This is a genomic window from Nocardia sp. NPDC059177 (assembly GCF_042755165.1).
In the GTDB taxonomy this organism is placed as follows: Bacteria; Actinomycetota; Actinomycetes; order Mycobacteriales; family Mycobacteriaceae; genus Nocardia.
The window spans coordinates 46446-67072 of record NZ_JBHZBX010000007.1 but is presented as its reverse complement, the minus strand read 5'-3'; the positions used below and the strand labels follow the sequence as shown (position 1 = coordinate 67072).

The window sequence follows — 20627 nt, the reverse complement described above, 5'->3', positions numbered from 1 at the left end:
TCACCTGAAGTAGTACCAATAACCACCGAGATGGACATACCGGGTGTCGATAGTGCTGGTGGGAGTTCGCCCGTCCGGCAGATACATGAATCCGCTGCTCACAACAGGGTAATACCTCGAAAAACGGAATATGCAATCTCCGTCAAGGTCACTCGAGACATGATGGAATTCGTACGGCCCAATGGTTACGCTCTTGTATGGAACACCCAATCTTCCGCTGTCCAGCGTTTCACACGCAGCGGCCGCCTGATCCATTTCGCTTCGCGTCATCATCCAACCGATTCGACCCGGCGCGTGGATCCCTGCCAGCACCATCGTGACAATAATGAATACGGGAACCAACAGTCCCCACCGCCACCAATTCGCATACTTCACCCCGGCGACGATCACCAATACCAGCCACACCAGTACCGGAATGGCGATGACGGGTGCGACCCAAAACAAGACTTCGTCGTCATCGAACACCGCCACGCTCGGCCACAGCGCCCACACGCAACACACCAGCGTTGCGACAACCGCTACGGCCATCACCATCTTCCACGCCGTCGGCAGTGGTGACCTGTGGCGCTCAGACCGTTCCGTCAAGATTCTGATACTCCCTATTCCCCTTCGCGGGGTTCTCGTTCACCAACGTGTAGCGCAGCGGCACCTGCTCGCCGGTGTACTTGTCGGTCACTGATACGCCCATATCGGAGGTGAACCGGGCCCAGTCGCCCGGCGGCATCGTCTGGCAGCCCGCACTCGCGACGTCGCCTTCCCGGCCGCAATGCCAGTACATGGTTTGGCCACCCTCACCCCGGGCATTGTCGTTGAACAATCCGTCGTGATTCGTGTCGTACTCGGCGTCGACGCGGGTACCGTCGTCCATTTTGAACACGTTTCCGTCGCCGACCGTATCGTGCTTGTTCTTGAACCAGTTGTGCCCGTACTGGTAGGAGCCTTCGGGCAGCCTTCCCAGTTCCCGCTTTCCGTCCCCGTTCACATCCCGGGTTTCGTCTTCGTTGTCGATGTAGCGGTTGGTCGGATCGGTGTTCGCCTGGTACTCACTGACACGCTTGTTCCCGTGCTCATCGATCCAGATGAGCACGGCTTTGTCGTCGTACACGCCGTTGCCACCGTTGGCCGCGGTGTTGGTCTCCTTGCGGATCGCGACGAGGTTCTTCTGACTCGAATCGACAGTGCCGCCGTTTCTTTCGATCAGCGCTTTGTAGTAGTCGTATTTGGCGTCGATCTCCCGCTGAGCCGCCGACGTCTGCCCCGGCGCCTGGATGTCGGGATCCGAGATGTTCTTCGGGCTGGCCGCCAGGAAAGTGCTGGAATCACCGGCGGACAGGTCGACGAACGCCTTCTCGATCGCGGCCTGCACCGATGCCGCCGCCGTGCGCGCGTTCTCCAGCGCCTGCTTGACCGCGGTGGTCGAGGCGTCGGCGTCCACCTGGAGGGCACCGGCCGCCACCGTGTACGAGGACGCGTCGGACAGCTGCGAGAGCAGCGTCTGATGTGTACTCGTGGAAATCGTGGTCGTACCGTCGGCACCGACCTCGTAGCCCTTGGACTCCGCCGACTTCACCGCGTTCGCGACCGCGGTCTTGGCCGCGTCGAGCGTCCCGGCACCCGCCTGTGCCGCAGCGGCGCCGTCCTGCAGCGCGGTGATGAATGTCTTCGCCTTGGTACGGATTTCGTCGTGCTTGGTGCGCATGGCATCCGCCGCACTCCCGGTCCAGAAGTCCCGCCCCGCATCGACCGCGCGATACATCGTGTCATCGACGGTGCTCAGTCCCGTGGCCTGCGTCGACCACGTATTCGCCCGTGTCGTGAGCGTTGCCGGATCCCACGCCAGCACCTGCGCCACCGTCAGCACCTGCGCGACCGCCGCCGATTCATCGGCCCCGAGTGTCGCCATAACCCCCCACTTCCCTTGTAGCCCTTCGGCCGACACGCTAGCAGCGACGCGGCCCAGCTTGTCCACAGCAATGTGCCCAGTGGCGTCGGTGGTGCTGGTGATGACCTCGGCCGTCGGCCTGTCGACTGTCGTGCCGCCGAATCGGCCCGGCCGTGCCCTGCGGTCACGGTGCGAGCATGCGCAGCGGGACTACATCGACTCCGTCCCGCCGCCGGGTCGCCATACCCCCATTGGTCAGCACCGCGAGGAAGGCACATCGATTGTCGTCGACGAGCTCGGCCATCTTCTTCAGGTTTTCCGCGGCGGAGTCGATGACATGGGCCTCGGCACCGAGCTTGATCTCGAACGCACCCCACCGGCCGTCACGCAGTTCCACGATCGCGTCGACCTCCAAGTGCTTGTCATCGCGATAATGCGATACGTGGCCTCCCAACGGCTGGCTGTACACGCGCAGGTCGCGGACCGCCAGGGACTCGAACAGCAACCCCAGGGTCTTCACATCGGCGGCCAGGGGCGCTACCCCTGTCTGTAGTGCGGCAACGGCCAGTGAGGGATCGACGAAGTGCCGTTTCGGGGAGGTCTGCAGTCGGCGCGCGGAACGGATACTCGGCCCCCACGCAGGCTGGTCCTCGACCAGTCGCAGCCGACGGAGGGCATCCAGGTGCGCACGCACCGCGTCCCGGCTCGTCGCATCCGGCCCCGTTTCCGATGGCTCACCCCCGCGGATGTCCTTGGCGATCGTGGTTTCCGCCATCGGGGTCGCGATACCGCGGGCAAACGAGCGAATCACCCGGAGCGCGACCTCGGGATCCTTGTCAATGCCGGTAGCTCGCTGAATATCGTAGCGGCGCACCACATCCAGATAGTCCCGGTTCGTCAGGAGCGCGTCGTCGGCGTCGAGACCGACATTGACCGGCCAGCCACCCACCGCGATGAGTTCCGCGATCTGCTCGCGGGCACTTGTGGCGGTCCAGACCGGGTCGAAGGCACGGGGCGGTTCGCCGTCGAACATCGCGGCAAGACAGACCTGCCCGGTCGAGTGCCCGGTCTCGTACAGGCTCATGGGGCGCATCCGGATGACGGCGAACCGTCCTGCCCCAGTATGTCGACGAACGTCGTCGTCAGGCGTGGCCGAACCGGTCAGGATGAACTGCCCTTTTGCCTGGCGGTCGTCGACGGCCCTGCGCACAAGGTTCCACAACGGCGGATACGCCTGCCATTCGTCCAGCAGAACCGGAGTTTTCCCCTGCAGCAACAGCGCCGGATCAACGTCCAGAACCTCGCGCACACTGCCGCTCTCGTCGTCCAACCGCACCACGGTCCGGGCAACCCGCGTCGCGGTGAGCGTCTTGCCACATGCTTTCGGACCCTCCACCAGAACAGCGCCGATGCGGCGCAGCGCACCGTTCAGTTCATCGTCGACGACACGGGGCAAGTAGGTGACGTCAGCAGGTGCCATGACCTCAGCCTACAATTTTCACCCGCCTCAACCTACAACTTTTACTCCCTGGGACCTACAACTTTCTCCAGCGGCCATGTTTGCTACCGATCGGAACTCGTCCACACCCGCAGCAATCCGTGGCCGGTGGCGTCGGTGGTGATGGTGACGACCTCGGCCTGGGCCTCGATCCAGTCGGTGCCCGCGAAGCGGACCCGTAGGGTGAGGCGCCGCGTGGTGCCCGGTTGGGCGGCGACGGCGGCGCAGGCGGCGCGGAGGGCGGTGTGGTCGGCGGGGGCGATGGTGGGGCGTTCGACTGCCCAGCGGTCCAGGGGTGGGGGTGGGTCGCCTGCCCATTCGTAGATGACGGCATTGGAGAGCAGGATGAGGCCGACGCCGACGCCGGTGCGCTGGGAGACGGCGCGCAGCATCAGGACGTCGGGGTCGATGGTGGCCGCGTCGGCGTCGAGTTCGGGGATGGCGTGCATGAGTGCGCTGACCCGGGTCAGGGTGGGGCGGGCGCGGGTGATCATCTGGAAGCGGCGCACGGTTTCGTCGTCGCCGGCCATGTCGACCTGGCCCTGCCAGTGTCCGCCGGGTTCGAGCGCGGTGACCATGGCGAAATAGTCGAGCCTGCCGTCGAAGCGGACCATCCGCCCGAACGCGTCGGGTGGGGTCCGGACCACCCGCACCAGTTCGGGGTCCCTGGCGAAGACGAGTTCCTCCAAACCCGGTCCGTGGTGGGCGAGTTCGGTGTCGGCGGCCCAGTCCCAGGCCGCGACCCGGCGCCGGGCACGCACGGGGGCGTCGGCGGGGCCGAGCCAGACCTGCACGCCGTGCACCCCGCCGAAAGCGCAGCGGACCGGTTCGGCCAGCAGCAGCATCCCGTCGACGACGGTCCGTTCGGCGACTCCGGCCCTGGCCCGCCGCACCGCATCGAGCACCGGCGCGACCTCGGCCCGGTCGAGCACGCGATGCCAGCGCTGCGGCGGAATCCATTGCCGGGCAGCCGTTTCCACGGCGACGAGGGTGGGGGTGAGATCCTCGGTGAGGGTCTCCACCAGGAGCCAGCGGCCCGCCGACATCGCCGCCGTCAGTTCGGGGCCACGCCGCGTCCCGCGCGTGGCAGATCGAGGTCGAGGGGAATGCGCCCCTCGCGCAGCCGGGCTTCGACATCCGCGGCCGGCATCGGGCGCGCGATCAGGAACCCTTGCGCGCGATAGCAACCGAGCCCGACCAGCGTGCGGGCCGCCATCGGCGTCTCCACGCCCTCGCCGACCACACCGAGGCCGAACGAGCCGGCCAGCCCGATGATCGACTTCACGATCGCCAGGTCGTCGTTGCTGTCGCCGAGGCGCTGCACGAAACCGCGGTCGATCTTCACCGCGTCCACCGGCAGCGCCTTGAGGTGCGACAGCGAGCTGTATCCGGTGCCGAAGTCGTCGATGGCGATCTGCACGCCCATCCGCTTGAGCCCGCGCAGCGTGAGCCGGGTGCGCACGAGATCCTGCACCACGACGTGTTCGGTGATCTCCAGGCAGACCGAGCTGCCGTCGATGCCGAACAGCCGCAGAATGTCCTCGATCCGCTCCACGAAATCGGCGCTGACCAGCTGCACCGGCGACACATTGATCCGGATCACCACATTGGCGGCCAGCCCGCGCCTGCGCCAGTCGGCGAATTGCGAACAGGCCGAACGGATCACCCACCGGCCGAGTTCACCGGCCAGATTGGTGGCCTCGGCGACGGAGACGAACGCGCCGGGCGGCAGCAGGCCGCGGGTCGGGTGCTGCCAGCGCACCAGCGCCTCCAGCGCCACGATCCGGCCGGTCCGCAGATCGACCTCGGGCTGGTAGTGCAGTACCAGCGAGCCGTCGGACACCGCGCTGCGCAGGTTGAGTTCCACGTCGTCCTGGAGTTCGAACTGCGCGCGCATGGCGTCGGTGAACACCGCGACCCCGTTGCCGCCGCCGGACTTGGCCGACAGCAGCGCGTGATCGGCGCGCCGCAGCACATCCGACACCGAGGTCTCGCCCGGAATGCCCACCGCCACACCGACACTCACGCCACGGCTGACCGATTCCTGCCCCACCGACACCCGCCGGCCGATGAGCTGCTGGATCCGGGTGGCCTCGAGTTCGGCGGCGACCGCGTCCATCGGGGCGGCGGGCACGATGACGAACTCGTCGCCGCCGAGCCGGGCGATCATGTCGCCGGGTTCGAGGTTCTGTTTGAGTCTGCGGGCCAGGGTGCGGATGAAGTTGTCGCCCGCGCTGTGCCCGAGGAAGTCGTTGAGCGCCTTGAGCCGGTCCAGGTCGAGGAAGAAGGTGGCGACCGGGCCCGGATTGTCCGCGCGCAGACGGTCTTCCATGTATTCGAGCAGGGCGCGGCGGTTGGCCAGGCCGGTCAGGTCGTCGTGCAGGGCGATGTAGCGCAGTTTCTCCTCGGCCACCACGCGCGCCTGCAACTGGGCGAACAGCGCCGCGATCGCCTTGAGGACATTGATCTCGCGCTTGGACCAGGCCCGGTCGCCCATTTTCACGAACCCGAGCACGCCGGTGGACTCCCCGCGCGAGACCAGCGGCACGCAGGCCATGGCCACCTCGGGGATGCCCGAGCCCTGGCGGATCGTCTCCTGGTAGTCGGCGCTGTCGTTGCCGGGGCGCACGATCAGCGGCTCGGTGGCGAATTCGAGGGCGCTGAACACCGAGTCGGCGTGCTCGAACTCGACCACGTGCAGCGGATCGGGATCCGGCACGTCGGGCCGGTGCGGCCATTCGGCGACCAGCACTGTCGCGCGCCTGCCGCGATCGGTATGGCGCAGATAGCTGAAGTCGACATCGAAGTGCGCCACCAGGGCGGCGAGCACCCGCTCACTCGCCGCCACCATGGTCGTGGCGTCGACACCCATCAACTCGGAGGCGACCTGCGTCACCAGTGAGTCGAGCGTTTGCCGAGGCACGTTGTCTCCGATCCGCGCTATCCGTCGTTCCTACTGCCGGGCACCGGCAACCGTCGACTGCGAACGCTCGCAGGCGCGGCGTAGCTCAGACGAAGAACCAATGCCACGTTCTCATCTCCAGAGATTTCCAGCATGTCCAGGAAACGCCTCTGAATGCTGGCAAGTGTATCTGTGAACTCGGGAGAAACGCTGTGCAAATCCTCCGGCCGGTCGGCATAGAGGAACACCGGCGACACCGGCTGCACCGCCAGCCCCAGCAGTTGGGCCCGCAACCAGACCCGTTCCACCGCTGCTCCGGCCCGCGCGTAGTCGGCCAGATCCGGCCTGCCACCGGCGCGCGCCCGGAACGACACGGCGATCAGCGCCGAGCTCGAGCGCACCCGGTCGACGGTGAATTCGCCCAGCGCGCTACCGCCGGACCACTCGCGCAGCCGGTCCATCACATCCGAGCGCTTGCCGACCTGGAGTTTGGCGAGTTCGTCGGGCGCCGGGTCGAGTGTGCGCACGTCGATGCCGGTGCGCAGATCATCGCCGGGCCAGCGCAGTTCGGCGTAGAGCTCGTCGTGCAGCTGCGGGGTGAGATAGCGCACCCGGTCGCTCGCGCCGAGCAGCGCGGCTGCCTCGGCCAGCGCGTCGACGCCGGTGAGCGCGTGCACCTCGGCCTGTTCGGCGGCCGCGGCGGTGCGCAGCGCGGGCAGCACGGTCGCCGAGAGGATGCGGGGGATGCCGAGCCTGCGGTTGGTCTGCCTGCTCAGCGCGAGCGGGTAGTCGGCGGCCAGATCGGGGTCGCGGCCGTCGCGCAGACGCAATCGGGCGATCAGCGGGGCCGACGGGTCGTCGACGCGCAGTTCCGGCTCGCTCAGCAACCCATGGGCCGCAGCGGCGACCCGGGCGTTGTACAGCGCGGCGCCGACAGCGACGGCGCTGCCGCGATGGCCGATGTCCATGGCGGTCGCGGCGGCTGCATCGAGCGTGATCTCGATCAGCTCGGTGTCGCCGCGCAGTTGCCACGGCTGCACATTGCCGCCGGACGGCGCGCGTTGGGCGCAGGCCAGGACGGCGGCGAGCGCGTCAGCGGGCGGGGCTTCGGCGTCGTCGTCGGGTGCGATTTCCCCGGCGTCGTCGCGATAGCTGGGCTCGGCCAGCGAGTCCAGCGCGGCCTCCAGGTCGACGCGGACGCGACCCGAGGAGAGTTTGATTCCCAGGCCGATCCGGCGCACCGCCGAGGTCACGAGCGCGGCGCCGAGCTGCACGTCACTGCCCAGTTGCGGCCAGGTGGTGATGGTTTCACCGACCTCGGCCAGGCTGGCGGCCATGCGTGCGGAGAGCTGGCCTGGATCGAGGATGCGCATCACGTGTGGCGCCTTGGCCCTGGTGTCGAGGCCGCTGAGCTGGGCGCCGGTGGTCGCGCCGAGCAGGCCGTGGAAGGGTTCGCGGCCGGGTTCGAGGTCGTAGCGTTCGACGTCGAACAGGCCGCGGTCGCTGGTCTCCATCAGCAGCGGTATCCCGCTGCGGCGGGCCGCGTCGCGGACCGCGAACTTGATGTCGAGCGAGTCGCACTCCTCCACCACAAGTGACAGACCGTCCAGGAACGCGTCGGCGGTCGCGTCGGACACTCCTGCCTGCCAGATCTCGACGGGCAGATAGGGATCCAGCTCGGCGATCCGGCGCGCGGTCACCACCGCCTTGTTGACCCCGACATCGAAGAGCCCGCCGGGCACCCGGTTCAGGTTCGACAGCTCGATGGTGTCGAAATCGGCCAGCCGCAGCAGCCCGCAGGCGCCCTCCAGCGCCAGCGCGTAGGCCACCGAATGCCCGACACTCTGGCCGACGACACCGACCGCGAGCCCGGCCAGCCTGGCCTGTTCGTCCCTGGTGAGCTTGTTGCGATTGCGGTCGGAGCGGATCGCCCGGTAGGCGCCGGGGCCGAGGACAGCGACCAGCGCGCGCCGCCACGGGTAGTAGATCCAGCGTTCCTCGCCGGGGTCGACCTCCGGCGGTACGCCGACCAGGTCGGCCAGTTCGGCGCGCAGGCCCTCGCGCAGGTCGATCTGCTCGATCCAGGCAGTGTCCGCCAGCTGCCGCAGGGTTGCCGCGTCGGCATCCTGCGCGGGGTCGATGATCAGCGGCCGATGCTCGGCCGCCGTGTTCGCGGATCCGGTCATCGCCGGTCCGGCCCACGAAGTGCGTTGACCAGGACCGGTCCGGCCCATCGGTGAACATGCCGCAAACCCGCCCCGTTGCGCGTTGCCTCGACAGCCATCGTGTTCCTACTCAAGTGCTCCACGCCAGCGCGCGGTCGGCGTCCTACCGATGCCGACTGGTGCAGTATCCGTCATCCCGGAGGATTCCACCAGGCGAGTGGCTATTTTTCCGGAAACCGCCTGAGCCGGTTGAAATAACCGCAGGTCAGAAGGGGTGAGCTCGAAGCGGTTCCGTAGAGCGAGACCGAGCGGTTCGGATTCGGCTATTTATCAGCTATCCACCGTGATCGAAATGAACAATTCGACGGTGTGCGGACCGTGCCAGACCTCGATCTCCTCGGCGTAGGCGCGCGAGATCTCCGCGGAGGCGGTGGCGTCGTCGACCTGGGCCCAGACGTCTTCGACCGGGTCGTGATAGTCGCCATTGGGCGCGAACCGGGCGTAGATGCCCTTGGGCACCCGCACCATCAGATCACCCACCGGCACCTCGTCCGGGCTCGCATACTCCCGCGCGACCAGCGCGTTCCAGTTGCCCGCCGCATCGGGGACGTAGACGGTGTGCAGCGGCTCGGTGCCGCCGGGCCGGTCGCGCAACCGGTCCTTGAGGAACTCGATCAGATCGCTGTTGCTGACCTTGAAACTCGGATGCACGCGCGGCACGGTCAGGCCGCCGTACAGTGCGGCGCCGCGCACCACGATCGAATAGGTCATCGCGGATCGACCGCCAGGTAGAGGTCGATCTTGTAGGCGTGCGGGTAGCACTCGAAATCGCCGGTGAAGGTGCGCTTGATCTGGTTGTGCTCCTCGGCGTAGGCGATCTGGGTCCAGAGATCCGTCATCACCTGCGGGAAGTTACCGACCGAGGAGAAGCGCGCGTAGCTGCCGCGCGGCAGGCGCGCCACCAGATGCCCGCGGGTCACCTGGTCGAGCGAATCGCACTGGTAGCCGACGATCTGGGTGTTGTAGGTGCTCAGCTCGCCGGTGTAATCGGTGTAGGCGCTGGCCAGCGGGCCACCGAGATCCTGGTGGAGGACCGCCGACCACGCGGCTTCGAGATCCCGGTCGCGCAGCTCACCGAGTGCGCGTTTGGGACTGCGCACCGGCAAACCGGCCACCCAGGTCTCGTCCCGCTCGACGATTTCGAACTGCATTGATGACTCTCTCGAAGGGTCGGCTCGGTTGCGCCATGCTATCAACATCGGTCTCCGACGGCGGTGACACACCGAGTTGGTCGTCCACCCAACCTAACCCACCTGAGCTGGTCAAACGTCCATCACCACGCGGCGATCGGGCGAGGCATTGTCCGATTCACTTCGATCGCCTAAGCTCCCGCGCTCGTGTGGGTATACGCGGCACTCCGATCGCGACAACAGGTCCTGCGATGGGCGGGCGGGGTCACCGCCGCCGTCGTGCTCGGGTATCTCGCTGTGCTGCTGGCGAACCCACGACACTTCTACACCGACGACACCGAGGCCCAATACGCGCCCATGTGGCAGCTGCTCGGCACCGAACTGCGCGCCGGCCGGTTCCCGGCGATGGTGCCGTGGGAATGGATGGCGGGCAACTACAGCCTCGAGGAGGCCGGCCTCTACAACCCGCCGCAGCTGCTGGTCTACCTGCTGGCACCCTCCTTCGACAATCTCGCGCTGTACGCGACCATCGTGAAACTGGTGTTCGCGGTGATCGCCGCGCTCGGGGTGTTCCGGATCTGCCTGGCCTACGGTGCCCGCCTGCCCTGGGCGGCGGTGGCCGGGGTGGCGTTCCCGTTCAGCGGCTGGTTCCTGTTCTTCGACCAGGCCAGCTGGTTCACCTCGCAGACCGGCACCGCGTGGCTGGTGCACGCCTGGGCCTCGGCGGTGCTCTACGCGCGCGGACGGTCGGGCCCGATCCCGCTGTTCGTGTTCCTGTATCTGGCCCTGACCATCCAATACGCCTTCCCCGCAGTCGAATCCGGGCTGATGATCGCGGCCGTCGCCGCGGGCGAATACCTGTATCAGCGACGATGGGCGCCGGTGCTGCGGGTGCTCACCGTGGCGGGACTGGCTGTGCTCGCCTCGATGATCGCGAACCTGCCGATCCTGCTGTCCTCACAGGCGACCTGGCGCGGCGATGTGTCCACCATCCTCAACGACCAGTTCCTGACCGTGCCCTGGTCGGAGTCACTCAATGCCAGTCTGCCCAGCACAGTTCCGGCCTTCACCGGCTGGTGGGGATATGTGCAACCGCTGCCGATGGTGTACATCGCCTGGTTCCTGATCCCCGCGCTCGCGTTCATCGACTGGCGCGCCGCCGCGCGGGCCGCGGCCGAATGGAGCGGTATCGCGCTGCTCGCCCTCGCCGCGCTCATGTGGACCGCGGGGCCGGGCGCGATCGGTCCGCTACGCTGGCCGGCCCGCGTGCTGCCGCTGCTGGCGATCGCGCTGCTGGTCCTGGTGTGCGTGCTGATCAGCCGGTACGGGGTCTTCACCAGTTCGCGGCGCCGGGCCACCGCGGCCGGGGCGCTGATCGCGCTGCTGTTCATCCGATCGTTCTCGGCCGCACCGAAACTCGTCGAACGGCACCTCATCGCGGTGCTGGTGGTCGCGGCACTGGGCACCGGCGTGGTCTGGCTGGCGCGCACCCGTGGCGTCACCGCCGCCGCCACCCTGACCATCCTGGCGACCTTCCCCATCGCCTACGCCCAGGTGGCGATCGCGCCCGCGACACCGCTGTCCTACGGCTTCCCCGAACGTCGCTCCGAGATGGCCGCCGCCTTCCCCGACTTCGACGGGCGCACCCTGCAATTGGCCGACCGGATCATGGTCCGCAACGAGGACCGCACGCTCGCGGGCACCTACGGGTCGATCGCGCTGGGCAGTTACGCGAAGAACCTCGGGCTGAAGTACGTCAACGGATACACCCCGGTCGGGCACGCGGCCTTCGCCGGGCTGCTGTGCATGGCCTGGGACGGCGGCACCTGCCCCGACGCCTACCGGCGGGCCTTCGCCGTCGAACCGTCCTCGGACACACCCGTTGTCGATCTGATGCTGCTGGATCGTGTTGTGCTGCAACGGGCCCAGTACCCCGACGCCGGCAACAAGCCCGCGCCCGCCGGCTGGAAGTTCGTCACCTATCCCGGCCACGAACACCAGATCTGGGTGCTCGAGCGGGTCAACCCGCTGCCGCGCCCCGGCGACCTCATCGCCCACGAGTCCGGTGTCAAGGCGAGCATCATGCCCGAGGGCGGGCTGACCAACCGCGCCACCGTCTCCTCCGGGACCGGCGGCCGGATCGTGTTCTCCCGCCTGGCCTGGCCCGGCTACACCGCCACCCTCGGCAACCGCGAAATCCCCACCCGCGCCGTCGCGGGCACCTTCCTGGCCGTCGACATCCCACCCGGCACCCACAACGCCACCCTCACCATCACCTGGCGCCCACCCGGCCTGCCGGTCAGCCTGGTGTGCGCGGTACTCGCACTGCTCGGCCTCGCGGTGCTGCAGTGGTGGTACCGCCGCCAAGTCTCGCCGAGCGCCCCGGCCGTCGACGAGAAGCCTGCCGTCGACGAGGAATCCAGCGCGACAGTGCCCGCCGCACCGGAACCCACCGCGACGACGACACCGGGCAGCTAGGCGGTATCGCGACCGCCGGTCAGCTGATGGCGGCGGACAGGTGTGGCCAGGCCTCGTGCAGGTCGGTTTCGAACTGGCCCCAGGTGTGCGAGCCGGTCGGCCGGTGGATGTAGGTCGCCGGAATACCCAGCTGACCGAGGCGCCCCGCGAACGCCGCCGTGCACGCACCCGCGATGGATTCCAGCGGCGGGAAGGGCAGCCCGCGATCATTGGCCCCCGGCACCCCGGTCGCGGCCGCGAGGAAGACCGTCTTGCCCGCCAGCGCGCCCGCATTGGCGAACACGTCGTGCTCGCGCCACACCGGCCCGCCGGGCAGGCCCCACATATTGCCCGGATTGCCGCCACCGCGCACGGCCTGCGCGCTGGCCATGGAGATGCCGAGCGGATCGGCGGCCCACGGGCAGCCGCTCAGCGCCGCGACCGCCAAGAAGCGGGAGCCGCCGCGAATGGTCAGGTCCAGCGCCGAGGACGCGCTCATCGACACCCCGGCGATGGCATTGCGCCCGCTCGCGCCGAGCGTGCTGTCGATGACGCCGGGCAGTTCCTCGGTCAGGTAGGTCTCCCAGCGCACCCGGCCGACGCCGGGATCATCGGAGATCCAATCGGTGTAGAGGGTGAACGCGCCGCCGACCGGCATCACCACATTGACGAACTTGTCGGCGAAGAAGCTGCGCACATCGGTGTTGTCCCACCACGAGATCCCGTCCGCGCCGCCACCCGCGCCGGTGAGCAGATACAGCGTCGGCGCGCCCGCCCCGGCCGCTTTGATCACCCGGTTCTGGATCACCTTGCCCATCGACGGCGAGAACACGTCGAGCTGCACGGCCCGCCCACCCAGCGGCGCCTCCCCCGCCACATACGCGCCCGGATCCGCGTTCGCCCCGGCCGCCATCCCCAGCGAAGCGACGAACGCACACACCACAGCAAGCCACCGTCTCGTTGTCGTCACCCCTTCGATATACCCCGCTGCCTCAGCCGACACACCCAGCCACACGCGCCCCATCGGAATCGAGACCGCAGTGACCAGGCTCACCCCCGGCCCGAATCTCCGGTGGAATACCGTATCGAGCTGGGCTTTTGCATGGTCCCGTAGCTGCGGTTACGGCGAAAACCGGGTGATTTGTGTCGGAGGCAGCCGGAATACTTGCCCGCGCCCGATGAGTTGGCTACTTCGACACCGTCGTCTCCAGTAGTGCCGGCGCGCGAAGCGTGACTCGGCATCGGGCCGCCGCCCGCCGATACTCATGCTCCGGAGGTACTACCCGATGTCAGCCGAAATATCCGCACCTACATCCAAGAGGCGGACGCCGACCGTCATCCGGGTACTGGTGCTCGCGACGTTCGTCGTGATCCTCAACGAAACCATCATGATCAACGCGATCCCGCGGTTGATGGACGATCTGCACGTCACCGAGGTCGCCGCGCAATGGGTCTCCACCGCGTTCATGCTGACGATGGCCGCGATCATCCCGACCACCGGCTGGTTCCTGCAGCGCGTCACCACCCGCACGGCCTATGCCGTCGCGATGGGCGTGTTCATCGCGGGCACCGTGCTCTCAGCGCTGGCGCCGACCTTCGCGGTACTGCTGATCGGCCGGATCATCCAGGCCGGCGGCACCGCGGTGATGATGCCGCTGCTGATGACCACGTTGATGACCGTGGTCGCCGAACAGGATCGCGGCAAGGTGATGGGCAATGTCACCCTGGCCATCTCGGTCGCCCCGGCCATGGGCCCGGTCATCTCCGGGCTGATCCTGCAGGTCGAGGTCCCCGGCATCGACTCCTGGCGGCTGCTGTTCGTGGTGATGCTGCCGATCGCCGCGCTGGTCACCTGGCTGGGTCTGCGGCAGCTGGAGAACGTCGGCGAGCCCGAGGCGGGCGTGCTCGACATCCCCAGCGTGCTGCTGGCGGCGCTGGGCTTCGGCGGTCTGGTGTTCGGTCTGAGCAAGTTCCACGGCGACAGCTACACCACCGCCGTGCTGATCGTGGCCGCCGGCGCCGCGCTGATCATCGCGTTCGGGCTGCGTCAGGTTCGCCTGCAGCGCACCGGCACCCCGCTGCTGGATCTGCGGGTTCTGCTGGTCGGCACCTACGCCAAGGCGCTGGTGCTGCTGTCCGTCGCGTTCCTGGCGATGATGGGCTCGATGATCCTGCTGCCGCTGTACCTGCAGAACCTGCGCGGCCTCACCCCGCTGGAGACCGGCCTGCTGGTCATGCCGGGTGGTCTGGCGATGGGTCTGCTCGGGCCGAGTGTCGGCAAGCTGTTCGACAAGTTCGGTGGCCGCACGCTGGTGATCCCCGGCTCGATCGGTATCGCGGTCGCGCTGGCCGGGTTCACCCAGGTCTCGCTGACCATGCCGTACTGGCAGCTGCTGGCCCTGCACATCCTGCTGATGGTCTCGCTGGCCGCCGCCTTCACCCCGGTGTTCACCCTGGGTCTGGGCGCGCTGCCGATGAACCTGTACTCGCACGGCAGCTCGATGCTGGGCACCCTGCAGCAGGTCGCCGCGGCCGTCGGCACCGCCCTGGTGGTGACGGTCATGTCCGCGCGCAGCACCTCGCTGATCGACGCGGGCACCGAACCCGCCACCGCCGCCCTCGACGGCATGCGCCTGGCCTTCCTGGTCTCGGCCGTCCTGGCCCTGATCGTCATCGCGATGGCGGTCCTGCTGCCCAACCGCTCGGCCAACCCGCACGGCGCCCACGCCCCGGCCGACGAGCCGGAAGCGCCGGAACTCGTCAAGAGCTGACCCACCCCGCGAAGCCCCTGACCGCGACCACCGCGAGCCAGGGGCTTCGCCGTCTCCGGCACCGGTCGGTCCAGGTTCGGCACGTCGACATGTCGTACCGGAATTCGGTACCATCATGGGAGCGTCGAGGAGAGGAACAGCCGATGACCAGCATGTCCGCCAGTGAGGCGCGCGCCAGCCTGTATCCCCTCATCGAGCAGGTCAACGATGATGCCATCGCCATCCACATCACCAGCCGCAAGGGCAATGCCGTCCTGATCTCCGAGGACGAGTACAACTCGCTACGGGAGACGCTGTACCTGATGCGTTCCCCCGCGAACGCCGCGCGGCTGGCCCAGGGGATCGCCCAGCTCGAGTCGGGTGACGTGGTCGAGGTGGACTTGGAGCGGCTGGCGAGAGAGCTCGGGTGAAGGTCACCTTCGCGAAGGTCGCGTTCGAAGACCTCGGTCACTGGATCGCCACCGACCGGAAAATGGCGCTGCGGGTCCTGCGCTTGATCGATGACATCCGCCGCGACCCGTTCTCCGGTCTCGGCAAACCGGAACCGTTGAAAGGCGACAAGTCCGGGTATTGGTCTCGCCGCATCAACGACGAGCACCGCCTGGTCTACGCCGCCTCCGGCGACAACATCCGCATCGCGCAGGCCCGCTACCACTACTGACCGCTGCCGTCGCGTGATCAGTAGTGGGCGGCGCCGTTGCGGTTCAGGCGGCGGCGGTGTGCCCGATGACGATGTTGCCCAGGGAGGTTCGGGCGTGCACCGTGACGGTGTCGCCGGACGGGTCGGCCGGGGCCAGCGCGTTCTGGACGGTGCCGAGCGAGGTGGCGGTGTCGAGGCGGACCGTGCTGCCGGGGTGGATGCCCACCGCCAGGTCGCCCATGGACGTCTCCAGGTGGAGCCGGCCGCGGGTGGCCTCGCCGATGCGGATGTCGCCCTTGGCGGTCTTGGCGTTGACCGAGCCCTGGGGGCGATCCAGGACGATGTCGCCGAGCGAGACCGTCAGGTCGCACTCGCCGAGTTCGCCCTCGCCCACCACGCGGCCGACGGCGGCGGTGCCGGTGAACGCCGAGCCGGTCGGCACCTCGATGGTGACCTCGATGGACGGGTTACCGCCGAACGGGGTGTGGGTGCGCCAGCTCTTCGGGGTGGTGACGGTGAGGGTGTCGCCGGTGAGTTCGACGGTGGTCTGCTCGGCGGCGCGCACGTCGGCCTTGTTCGCTGTGTCGGCGGGCCGGATCGCGACAACAGTGTCGGTGCGATCGGTGGCGACGACGGTGACGTCGGCGGAGAGGACCTCGACGGTCACGGCGATCGGCTGCGGGGTCTGGAAGGTGTACACGATGTTCTCCTCGTGGTCGTTGCGTTGCTGTTGGGACTACTGTCGCGCCCGCCGCTGACACCGACCTGACACCACCCTGACGCACCACCTGACATCGCATTCCCCCTGGTAGACCGACTGCAACGCGCCCCGGCGACCGGCAGTGCAGAATAAGCGGGTGCAGATCGGAATGCTTGGGCCACTGGAGATCCGGACGGCTGAGGGCGGATCACTGGAGGTCCCCGGCGCCCGGCTGCGCGCACTGCTGATCGCGCTCGCTCTCGACGCGGGCCGCGCCGTCCCGAAGACGACCCTGGTCGACTGGATCTGGGGCGAACAGCCGCCCGCCGACGCGGCGAATGCCTTGCAGGCCTTGGTTTCCCGGCTGCGTCGCGTCCTCCCCGACGGCGTGATCGACATCCGGCCGGGCGGCTACCGGCTGACGATCGCACCACACGCGGTCGACGCCCTCCGCTTCGAACAACTCCTCGACCAGGCCCGCAACGGCGACGACGCACACCAGGCCGGGCTGCTGCGCGAGGCGGGCGAGCTGTGGCGCGGCGCGCCGATGCCGGGCCTGGGCGACAGCGCCGCCGTCGACGTCGTGCGCACCCGCCTCGACAACCTGCGCCTGGCCGCGGCCGAGGACCGCTACGAGGCCGAGATCCGGCTGGGTCGCGGACCGGAGCTGGTCGCCGAGCTGACCGAGCTGGTCGCCGACCACCCGGTGCGCGAACGTCTGGTCGCCGCGCTGATGCGGGCACTCGGCGCCGCAGGCCGGGGCACGGAGGCGCTGACGGTGTACCAGCGCGCTCGCGAGGCGCTCGCCGACGAACTCGGCGTCGACCCGTCACCGGAACTGTCGGACCTGCATGTGGCCCTGCTGCGCGGCGAGGTCGGCGCGCGCCGCACCGAGGAGCGCACCACCAACCTGCGCGCCGAACTGACCAGCTTCGTCGGCAAGGACGCCGATATCGCCGCAGTCCGCGAACTCCTCGCCGCGCACCGGCTCACGACACTGACCGGCCCGGGCGGTTCGGGCAAGACCCGGCTGGCGGTGGAAACCGCCCGGACCATGCTCGACGACCTCCCCGAAGGCGCCTGGCTGGTGGAACTGGCCGCCACCGACGCGGCGGGCGATCTGGCCCAGTCCGCGCTGGCCGCACTCGGCCTGCGCGACGCGCTGCTCGGCAACGGACCGGCCGCCGAACCGATGGACCGGCTGATCGCCGCGATCCGGGACCGCGAAACCCTGCTCATCCTGGACAACTGCGAGCACGTGATCGAGGCCGCCGCGGCCTTCGCGCACCGGCTGCTCGGCGAATGCACCCGGCTGCGCATTCTGGCGACGAGCCGCGAACCGCTCGGCATCACCGGCGAGGCGCTGTGGCGGGTCGAGCCGCTGGCCCTGCCCACCGGCACCACCGACCCGCGCGAGATCGACCGCTCCCCCGCCGTCGCGCTGCTGCGGGACCGGGCCGGCGCCATCCGCACCGACCTCGCCACCGACCCGGCCGCCGCGGCCACCATGGCCCGGATCTGCCGGGCACTCGATGGGATCCCCCTTGCCATCGAACTGGCCGCGGCCCGGCTGCGGACCATGTCCCTGGACCAGCTGGCCCACCGCCTCGACGACCGGTTCCGGCTGCTGACCGGCGGCAGCCGCACCGCGATCCCGCAGCACCGGACCCTGCGCGCGGTGGTCGACTGGAGCTGGGAGCTGCTCACCGCGGCCGAGCGGACCGTATTGTGCCGGTTGGCGGTGTTTGCCGGTGGCGCGAATCTCGAAGCGGCCGAACAGGTCTGCGCGGACGACGCGACGGTCGAGCAGTGGGAGGTGCTCGACCTGCTCACCGCCCTCGCCGAGAAGTCGCTGCTGCTGGTGACCACCACCGACGACGCCCCGCGCTTCCGCATGCTCGAGACGATCAAGCAGTACGCGGCGCACAAACTCGCCGAATCCGGCGCCGCCGAAGCGGTCCGGCTGGCGCATCTGGCCTATTTCACCGACCTCGCCGCCACCGCCGAACCGCATCTGCGCCGCGCCGAACAGCTGCACTGGCTCGCCGTCCTGGAGTCCGAGCACGACAATCTCGCCGCCGCCATGCGTGGTGCGCTCGCGGCGGGCGAGGCCGCCGGGGCAACTGACCTCGCGGCGGCCGCGGGCTGGTACTGGTGGCTGGGCGGGCACAAGGCCGAAGGCACCGATTTCGTCATCGCGGCCGCCGAACTGCCCGGCGCGGCCGACGACGAGACCAGGGCACTGGTGTACGGGCTGGTCGTGCATTTCGTGACCTCGGGCCGCAGTGACGAACAGCAGGTGGCGGCGTGGATCCGCAAGGCCTACGAGTCCGGCCGCGAGAGCCGGGGCGGTCATCCGGCCCTGCGCTTCACCGTCGCGCTGGAACGCATGCTGGCCGGGCCAGGGGAATTCCTGCCCGCGTTCGAATCGCTGCTCGCCGACGAGGATCCGTGGGTGCGCGCGCTGGCCCGCCTGCAACTGGGCAAGCTGCGGACCGTGCTCGGCCATGCCGGGCCGGAGGTGGAGGAGTATCTCGAACAGGCACTGGTGGAGTTCCGCGCGCTGGGTGAGCGCTGGGGGATGTCGTTCGCACTGACCGAGCTGGCGAACCGGACCGCCCAGCGCGGTGATTTCGCCGCGGCGATCGCACTGCTGGACGAGGCGGTCCTGGTGGTCACCGAGGTCGGCGCGATCGAGGACGTGGTCGGCCTGCGCCTGCGCCAGGCCCAGCTGTACTGGCTGCTCGACGACGCCGAGGCGAGCGCGGCCGCGCTGGCCGACGCCCAGCACCACGCCGATCAGACGGGCTGGCCGACCGCGCTGGCCGAAGTCGCTTTGGCCCGTGCCGAACTGGCCAGGCGCCGCGCGGACACCGAACTCGCCCACGAACAGATCACCCTGGCCCGCACGCTGCTCGGCACCGACGCCGAACAACCGAACGTCAGCGCGGTAGTACACACCCTGCTCGGCGCACTCGCCAACGATCCCAGCGAAGCCCGCGCCCACCTCACCACAGCCTTCGCGGCGGCCACCACAGCCGGCCACGCACCCCTGATCGCCCACGTCCTGCTCGGCATCTCAGTCCTGGCCCTGCGCGAACAACACTACGACCAGGCCACCCACCTCCTCGCCGCCGCCACCGCCACTCGCGGCCTCCCCGACCTCAGCCATCCGGACACCGCCCATATCGAGCAGACGGCACGAGAACACCTCGGCGACAAGCGATTCACCACCGAGACGCAGGCGGGCGCGACAGCTGGCCCAACCGAACTAGCCGCCCGCGTGCTCGCCGGGTAAGGCCCCGCTCAAGGCAACTCATCGAGAAACCGGCGAACCCGCTCGGCCTCACCACTTCCGGTGGTCGGCAGGCGCAGCAGCGAGCCAGCTGGACCGGATCGGCCTCATGGGTACCGAAACCGTCCACCTCGACCGTGCCCACGATCTGGTTGGTGATCTCGTTGAACAGCACGCAGTCGAAAGTGGATCGACCACCGAAACCCCTCGTCCAAGCTCCCCAGCGGACCGCACAGCGAACAGGCTACCGGCCTGAGACGAAAACATCTGCCCAGCAGTCGAATTCACCCTATGCGCGAGATCGCCTCGGTGACGGAGAGTCACCGAGGCGATGTGGGTGGGTGGTCAGTGGTCGTGCTCACGCCCGCTTGGTGAAGGTGGCGCGGGACCACAGGTAGCCGATGACGGCGAAGGCGGCGCACCAGGCCAGGGCCGCGAGGGTGTGGCCGGTGTCGGGCTGGGCGGTCAGGAACCCGCGGACGGATTCGATGATCGGGGTGAAGGGCTGGTATTCGGCGAACTGGCGGACGCCGGGGCCCATCTTCTCGGCGGGGACGATCGCGCTGCTCAGGAACGGCAGCATGATCAGCGGAACCACCGACATACCCGCGGCCTCCGGGGTCTTCGCGGCCATGCCGAGCGCGACGGTGAGCCAGGCGGCGGCGAACGCGGTGGCCAGCAGGATACCGAGGGCGCCCAGCCACTGCACCGCTGTCGCCGGGGAACGGAACCCGAGCGCGAAGCCGACCCCGAGGACCGAGGCGATCGCGACCACATTGGTCACCATGCTCGCGGCCACGTGACCGGTGAGCACGGCGCCACGGGAGACATCCATGACCTTGAAGCGGTTGATGACGCCGGTGGTCATGTCCGAGCTCACCGAGACCGCGGTGCCCGACAGGCCGTAACTGATGGCCAGCATGAGCATGCCGGGTACCGCGTAGTCGATGTAGTCGCCGCCGACGTCGAACGCGTCGCCGAAGACGTAGACGAAGATCAGCATCATCACCACCGGCATCAGCGCGGCGTTGAAGATCGTGACGGGGGAACGGGTGATGTGGGTGAAGTTGCGGCGCAACATGACCGACGAGTCGTACAGGGCGCTGGGCGCGGACAGGGTGCTCATG

At 68.7% G+C, this 20627-nt stretch carries 16 protein-coding genes; 5 read left to right on the top strand and 11 right to left on the bottom strand.

What is annotated here, in order from left to right; all coding sequences use genetic code 11:
• The 8 genes from ACFXK0_RS11060 to ACFXK0_RS11025 all read right to left on the bottom strand — a co-directional run bounded on the left by ACFXK0_RS11060 (nucleotide 1) and on the right by ACFXK0_RS11025 (nucleotide 9658).
• Entirely contained in the window at nucleotides 1–534 is a 534-nt protein-coding gene (locus ACFXK0_RS11060) for a hypothetical protein (RefSeq protein WP_379409908.1), read from the bottom strand.
• 34 nt (nucleotides 535–568) lie between these two features.
• Nucleotides 569–1969: a WXG100 family type VII secretion target gene (locus ACFXK0_RS11055; RefSeq protein ID WP_379409906.1), complete on the bottom strand. Its 1401-nt coding sequence runs from the start codon at nucleotides 1967–1969 to the stop codon at nucleotides 569–571.
• A 97-nt stretch (nucleotides 1970–2066) separates the two neighbouring features.
• Nucleotides 2067–3362, bottom strand: coding sequence for an ATP-binding protein (locus tag ACFXK0_RS11050; protein ID WP_379409905.1), 1296 nt, complete (start codon nucleotides 3360–3362; stop codon nucleotides 2067–2069).
• Between the two features lie 83 nt (nucleotides 3363–3445).
• On the bottom strand, nucleotides 3446–4426 hold the full coding sequence (locus tag ACFXK0_RS11045; RefSeq protein ID WP_379409904.1) for a GAF domain-containing protein: 981 nt from the start codon (nucleotides 4424–4426) through the stop codon (nucleotides 3446–3448).
• 8 nt (nucleotides 4427–4434) lie between these two features.
• Complete coding sequence (locus ACFXK0_RS11040; protein ID WP_379410154.1) at nucleotides 4435–6252, bottom strand: putative bifunctional diguanylate cyclase/phosphodiesterase; 1818 nt, start codon at nucleotides 6250–6252, stop codon at nucleotides 4435–4437.
• Nucleotides 6253–6320: 68 nt separating this feature from the next.
• Nucleotides 6321–8468 (bottom strand): Rv1355c family protein, encoded by a 2148-nt coding sequence (locus ACFXK0_RS11035; RefSeq protein ID WP_379409903.1) that lies wholly within the window; start codon nucleotides 8466–8468, stop codon nucleotides 6321–6323.
• Nucleotides 8469–8777: 309 nt separating this feature from the next.
• Nucleotides 8778–9218 carry an AraC family transcriptional regulator gene (locus tag ACFXK0_RS11030; protein ID WP_379409902.1) on the bottom strand — a complete coding sequence of 147 codons (441 nt, stop codon included), beginning with the start codon at nucleotides 9216–9218 and terminating at the stop codon, nucleotides 8778–8780.
• A complete protein-coding gene (locus ACFXK0_RS11025; protein ID WP_379409900.1) occupies nucleotides 9215–9658 on the bottom strand; it encodes a GyrI-like domain-containing protein in 444 nt (147 codons plus the stop codon). Before ACFXK0_RS11025 ends, ACFXK0_RS11030 begins: the two co-directional genes overlap by 4 nt.
• Before the next feature lie 258 nt (nucleotides 9659–9916).
• On the opposite strand from ACFXK0_RS11025, the gene ACFXK0_RS11020 reads away from it, so the two are divergent.
• Complete coding sequence (locus ACFXK0_RS11020; RefSeq protein ID WP_379409899.1) at nucleotides 9917–12115, top strand: hypothetical protein; 2199 nt, start codon at nucleotides 9917–9919, stop codon at nucleotides 12113–12115.
• Between the two features lie 19 nt (nucleotides 12116–12134).
• Here the strand turns inward: ACFXK0_RS11020 and ACFXK0_RS11015 are convergent, their stop codons facing one another.
• Nucleotides 12135–13034 (bottom strand): alpha/beta hydrolase, encoded by a 900-nt coding sequence (locus ACFXK0_RS11015; protein ID WP_379409898.1) that lies wholly within the window; start codon nucleotides 13032–13034, stop codon nucleotides 12135–12137.
• A 346-nt stretch (nucleotides 13035–13380) separates the two neighbouring features.
• Between ACFXK0_RS11015 and ACFXK0_RS11010 the strand changes: the two genes are divergently transcribed.
• From ACFXK0_RS11010 to ACFXK0_RS11000, 3 genes are all read left to right on the top strand, one after another.
• Nucleotides 13381–14865, top strand: a complete 1485-nt coding sequence (locus tag ACFXK0_RS11010) for an MDR family MFS transporter (RefSeq protein ID WP_379409896.1) — start codon at nucleotides 13381–13383, stop codon at nucleotides 14863–14865.
• A gap of 143 nt (nucleotides 14866–15008) precedes the next feature.
• Nucleotides 15009–15275: a type II toxin-antitoxin system Phd/YefM family antitoxin gene (locus ACFXK0_RS11005; protein ID WP_379409895.1), complete on the top strand. Its 267-nt coding sequence runs from the start codon at nucleotides 15009–15011 to the stop codon at nucleotides 15273–15275.
• Nucleotides 15272–15526 carry a Txe/YoeB family addiction module toxin gene (locus ACFXK0_RS11000; RefSeq protein ID WP_379409893.1) on the top strand — a complete coding sequence of 85 codons (255 nt, stop codon included), beginning with the start codon at nucleotides 15272–15274 and terminating at the stop codon, nucleotides 15524–15526. The genes ACFXK0_RS11005 and ACFXK0_RS11000 overlap by 4 nt, the downstream gene beginning before the upstream one ends.
• A gap of 43 nt (nucleotides 15527–15569) precedes the next feature.
• Here the strand turns inward: ACFXK0_RS11000 and ACFXK0_RS10995 are convergent, their stop codons facing one another.
• The gene (locus ACFXK0_RS10995) at nucleotides 15570–16205 is read right to left on the bottom strand and encodes a hypothetical protein (RefSeq protein ID WP_379409892.1); all 636 of its coding nucleotides are present in this window, start codon (nucleotides 16203–16205) and stop codon (nucleotides 15570–15572) included.
• 157 nt (nucleotides 16206–16362) lie between these two features.
• On the opposite strand from ACFXK0_RS10995, the gene ACFXK0_RS10990 reads away from it, so the two are divergent.
• Nucleotides 16363–19503: a BTAD domain-containing putative transcriptional regulator gene (locus tag ACFXK0_RS10990; RefSeq protein WP_379409890.1), complete on the top strand. Its 3141-nt coding sequence runs from the start codon at nucleotides 16363–16365 to the stop codon at nucleotides 19501–19503.
• A gap of 355 nt (nucleotides 19504–19858) precedes the next feature.
• Here ACFXK0_RS10990 and ACFXK0_RS10985 read toward each other — a convergent pair whose 3' ends face one another.
• Nucleotides 19859–20626: an ABC transporter permease gene (locus tag ACFXK0_RS10985; protein ID WP_379409889.1), complete on the bottom strand. Its 768-nt coding sequence runs from the start codon at nucleotides 20624–20626 to the stop codon at nucleotides 19859–19861.
• Nucleotide 20627: the final 1 nt, after the last annotated feature.

Coding starts and splice junctions, on each gene's coding strand:
- ACFXK0_RS11060 (WP_379409908.1), bottom strand. CDS start 534: ATGGTGATGGCCGTAGCGGTTGTCGCAACGCTGGTGTGTTGCGTGTGG.
- ACFXK0_RS11050 (WP_379409905.1), bottom strand. CDS start 3,362: ATGGCACCTGCTGACGTCACCTACTTGCCCCGTGTCGTCGACGATGAA.
- ACFXK0_RS11045 (WP_379409904.1), bottom strand. CDS start 4,426: ATGTCGGCGGGCCGCTGGCTCCTGGTGGAGACCCTCACCGAGGATCTC.
- ACFXK0_RS11040 (WP_379410154.1), bottom strand. CDS start 6,252: ATGGGTGTCGACGCCACGACCATGGTGGCGGCGAGTGAGCGGGTGCTC.
- ACFXK0_RS11035 (WP_379409903.1), bottom strand. CDS start 8,468: ATGACCGGATCCGCGAACACGGCGGCCGAGCATCGGCCGCTGATCATC.
- ACFXK0_RS11030 (WP_379409902.1), bottom strand. CDS start 9,218: ATGACCTATTCGATCGTGGTGCGCGGCGCCGCACTGTACGGCGGCCTG.
- ACFXK0_RS11025 (WP_379409900.1), bottom strand. CDS start 9,658: ATGCAGTTCGAAATCGTCGAGCGGGACGAGACCTGGGTGGCCGGTTTG.
- ACFXK0_RS11010 (WP_379409896.1), top strand. CDS start 13,381: ATGTCAGCCGAAATATCCGCACCTACATCCAAGAGGCGGACGCCGACC.
- ACFXK0_RS11005 (WP_379409895.1), top strand. CDS start 15,009: ATGACCAGCATGTCCGCCAGTGAGGCGCGCGCCAGCCTGTATCCCCTC.
- ACFXK0_RS10985 (WP_379409889.1), bottom strand. CDS start 20,626: ATGAGCACCCTGTCCGCGCCCAGCGCCCTGTACGACTCGTCGGTCATG.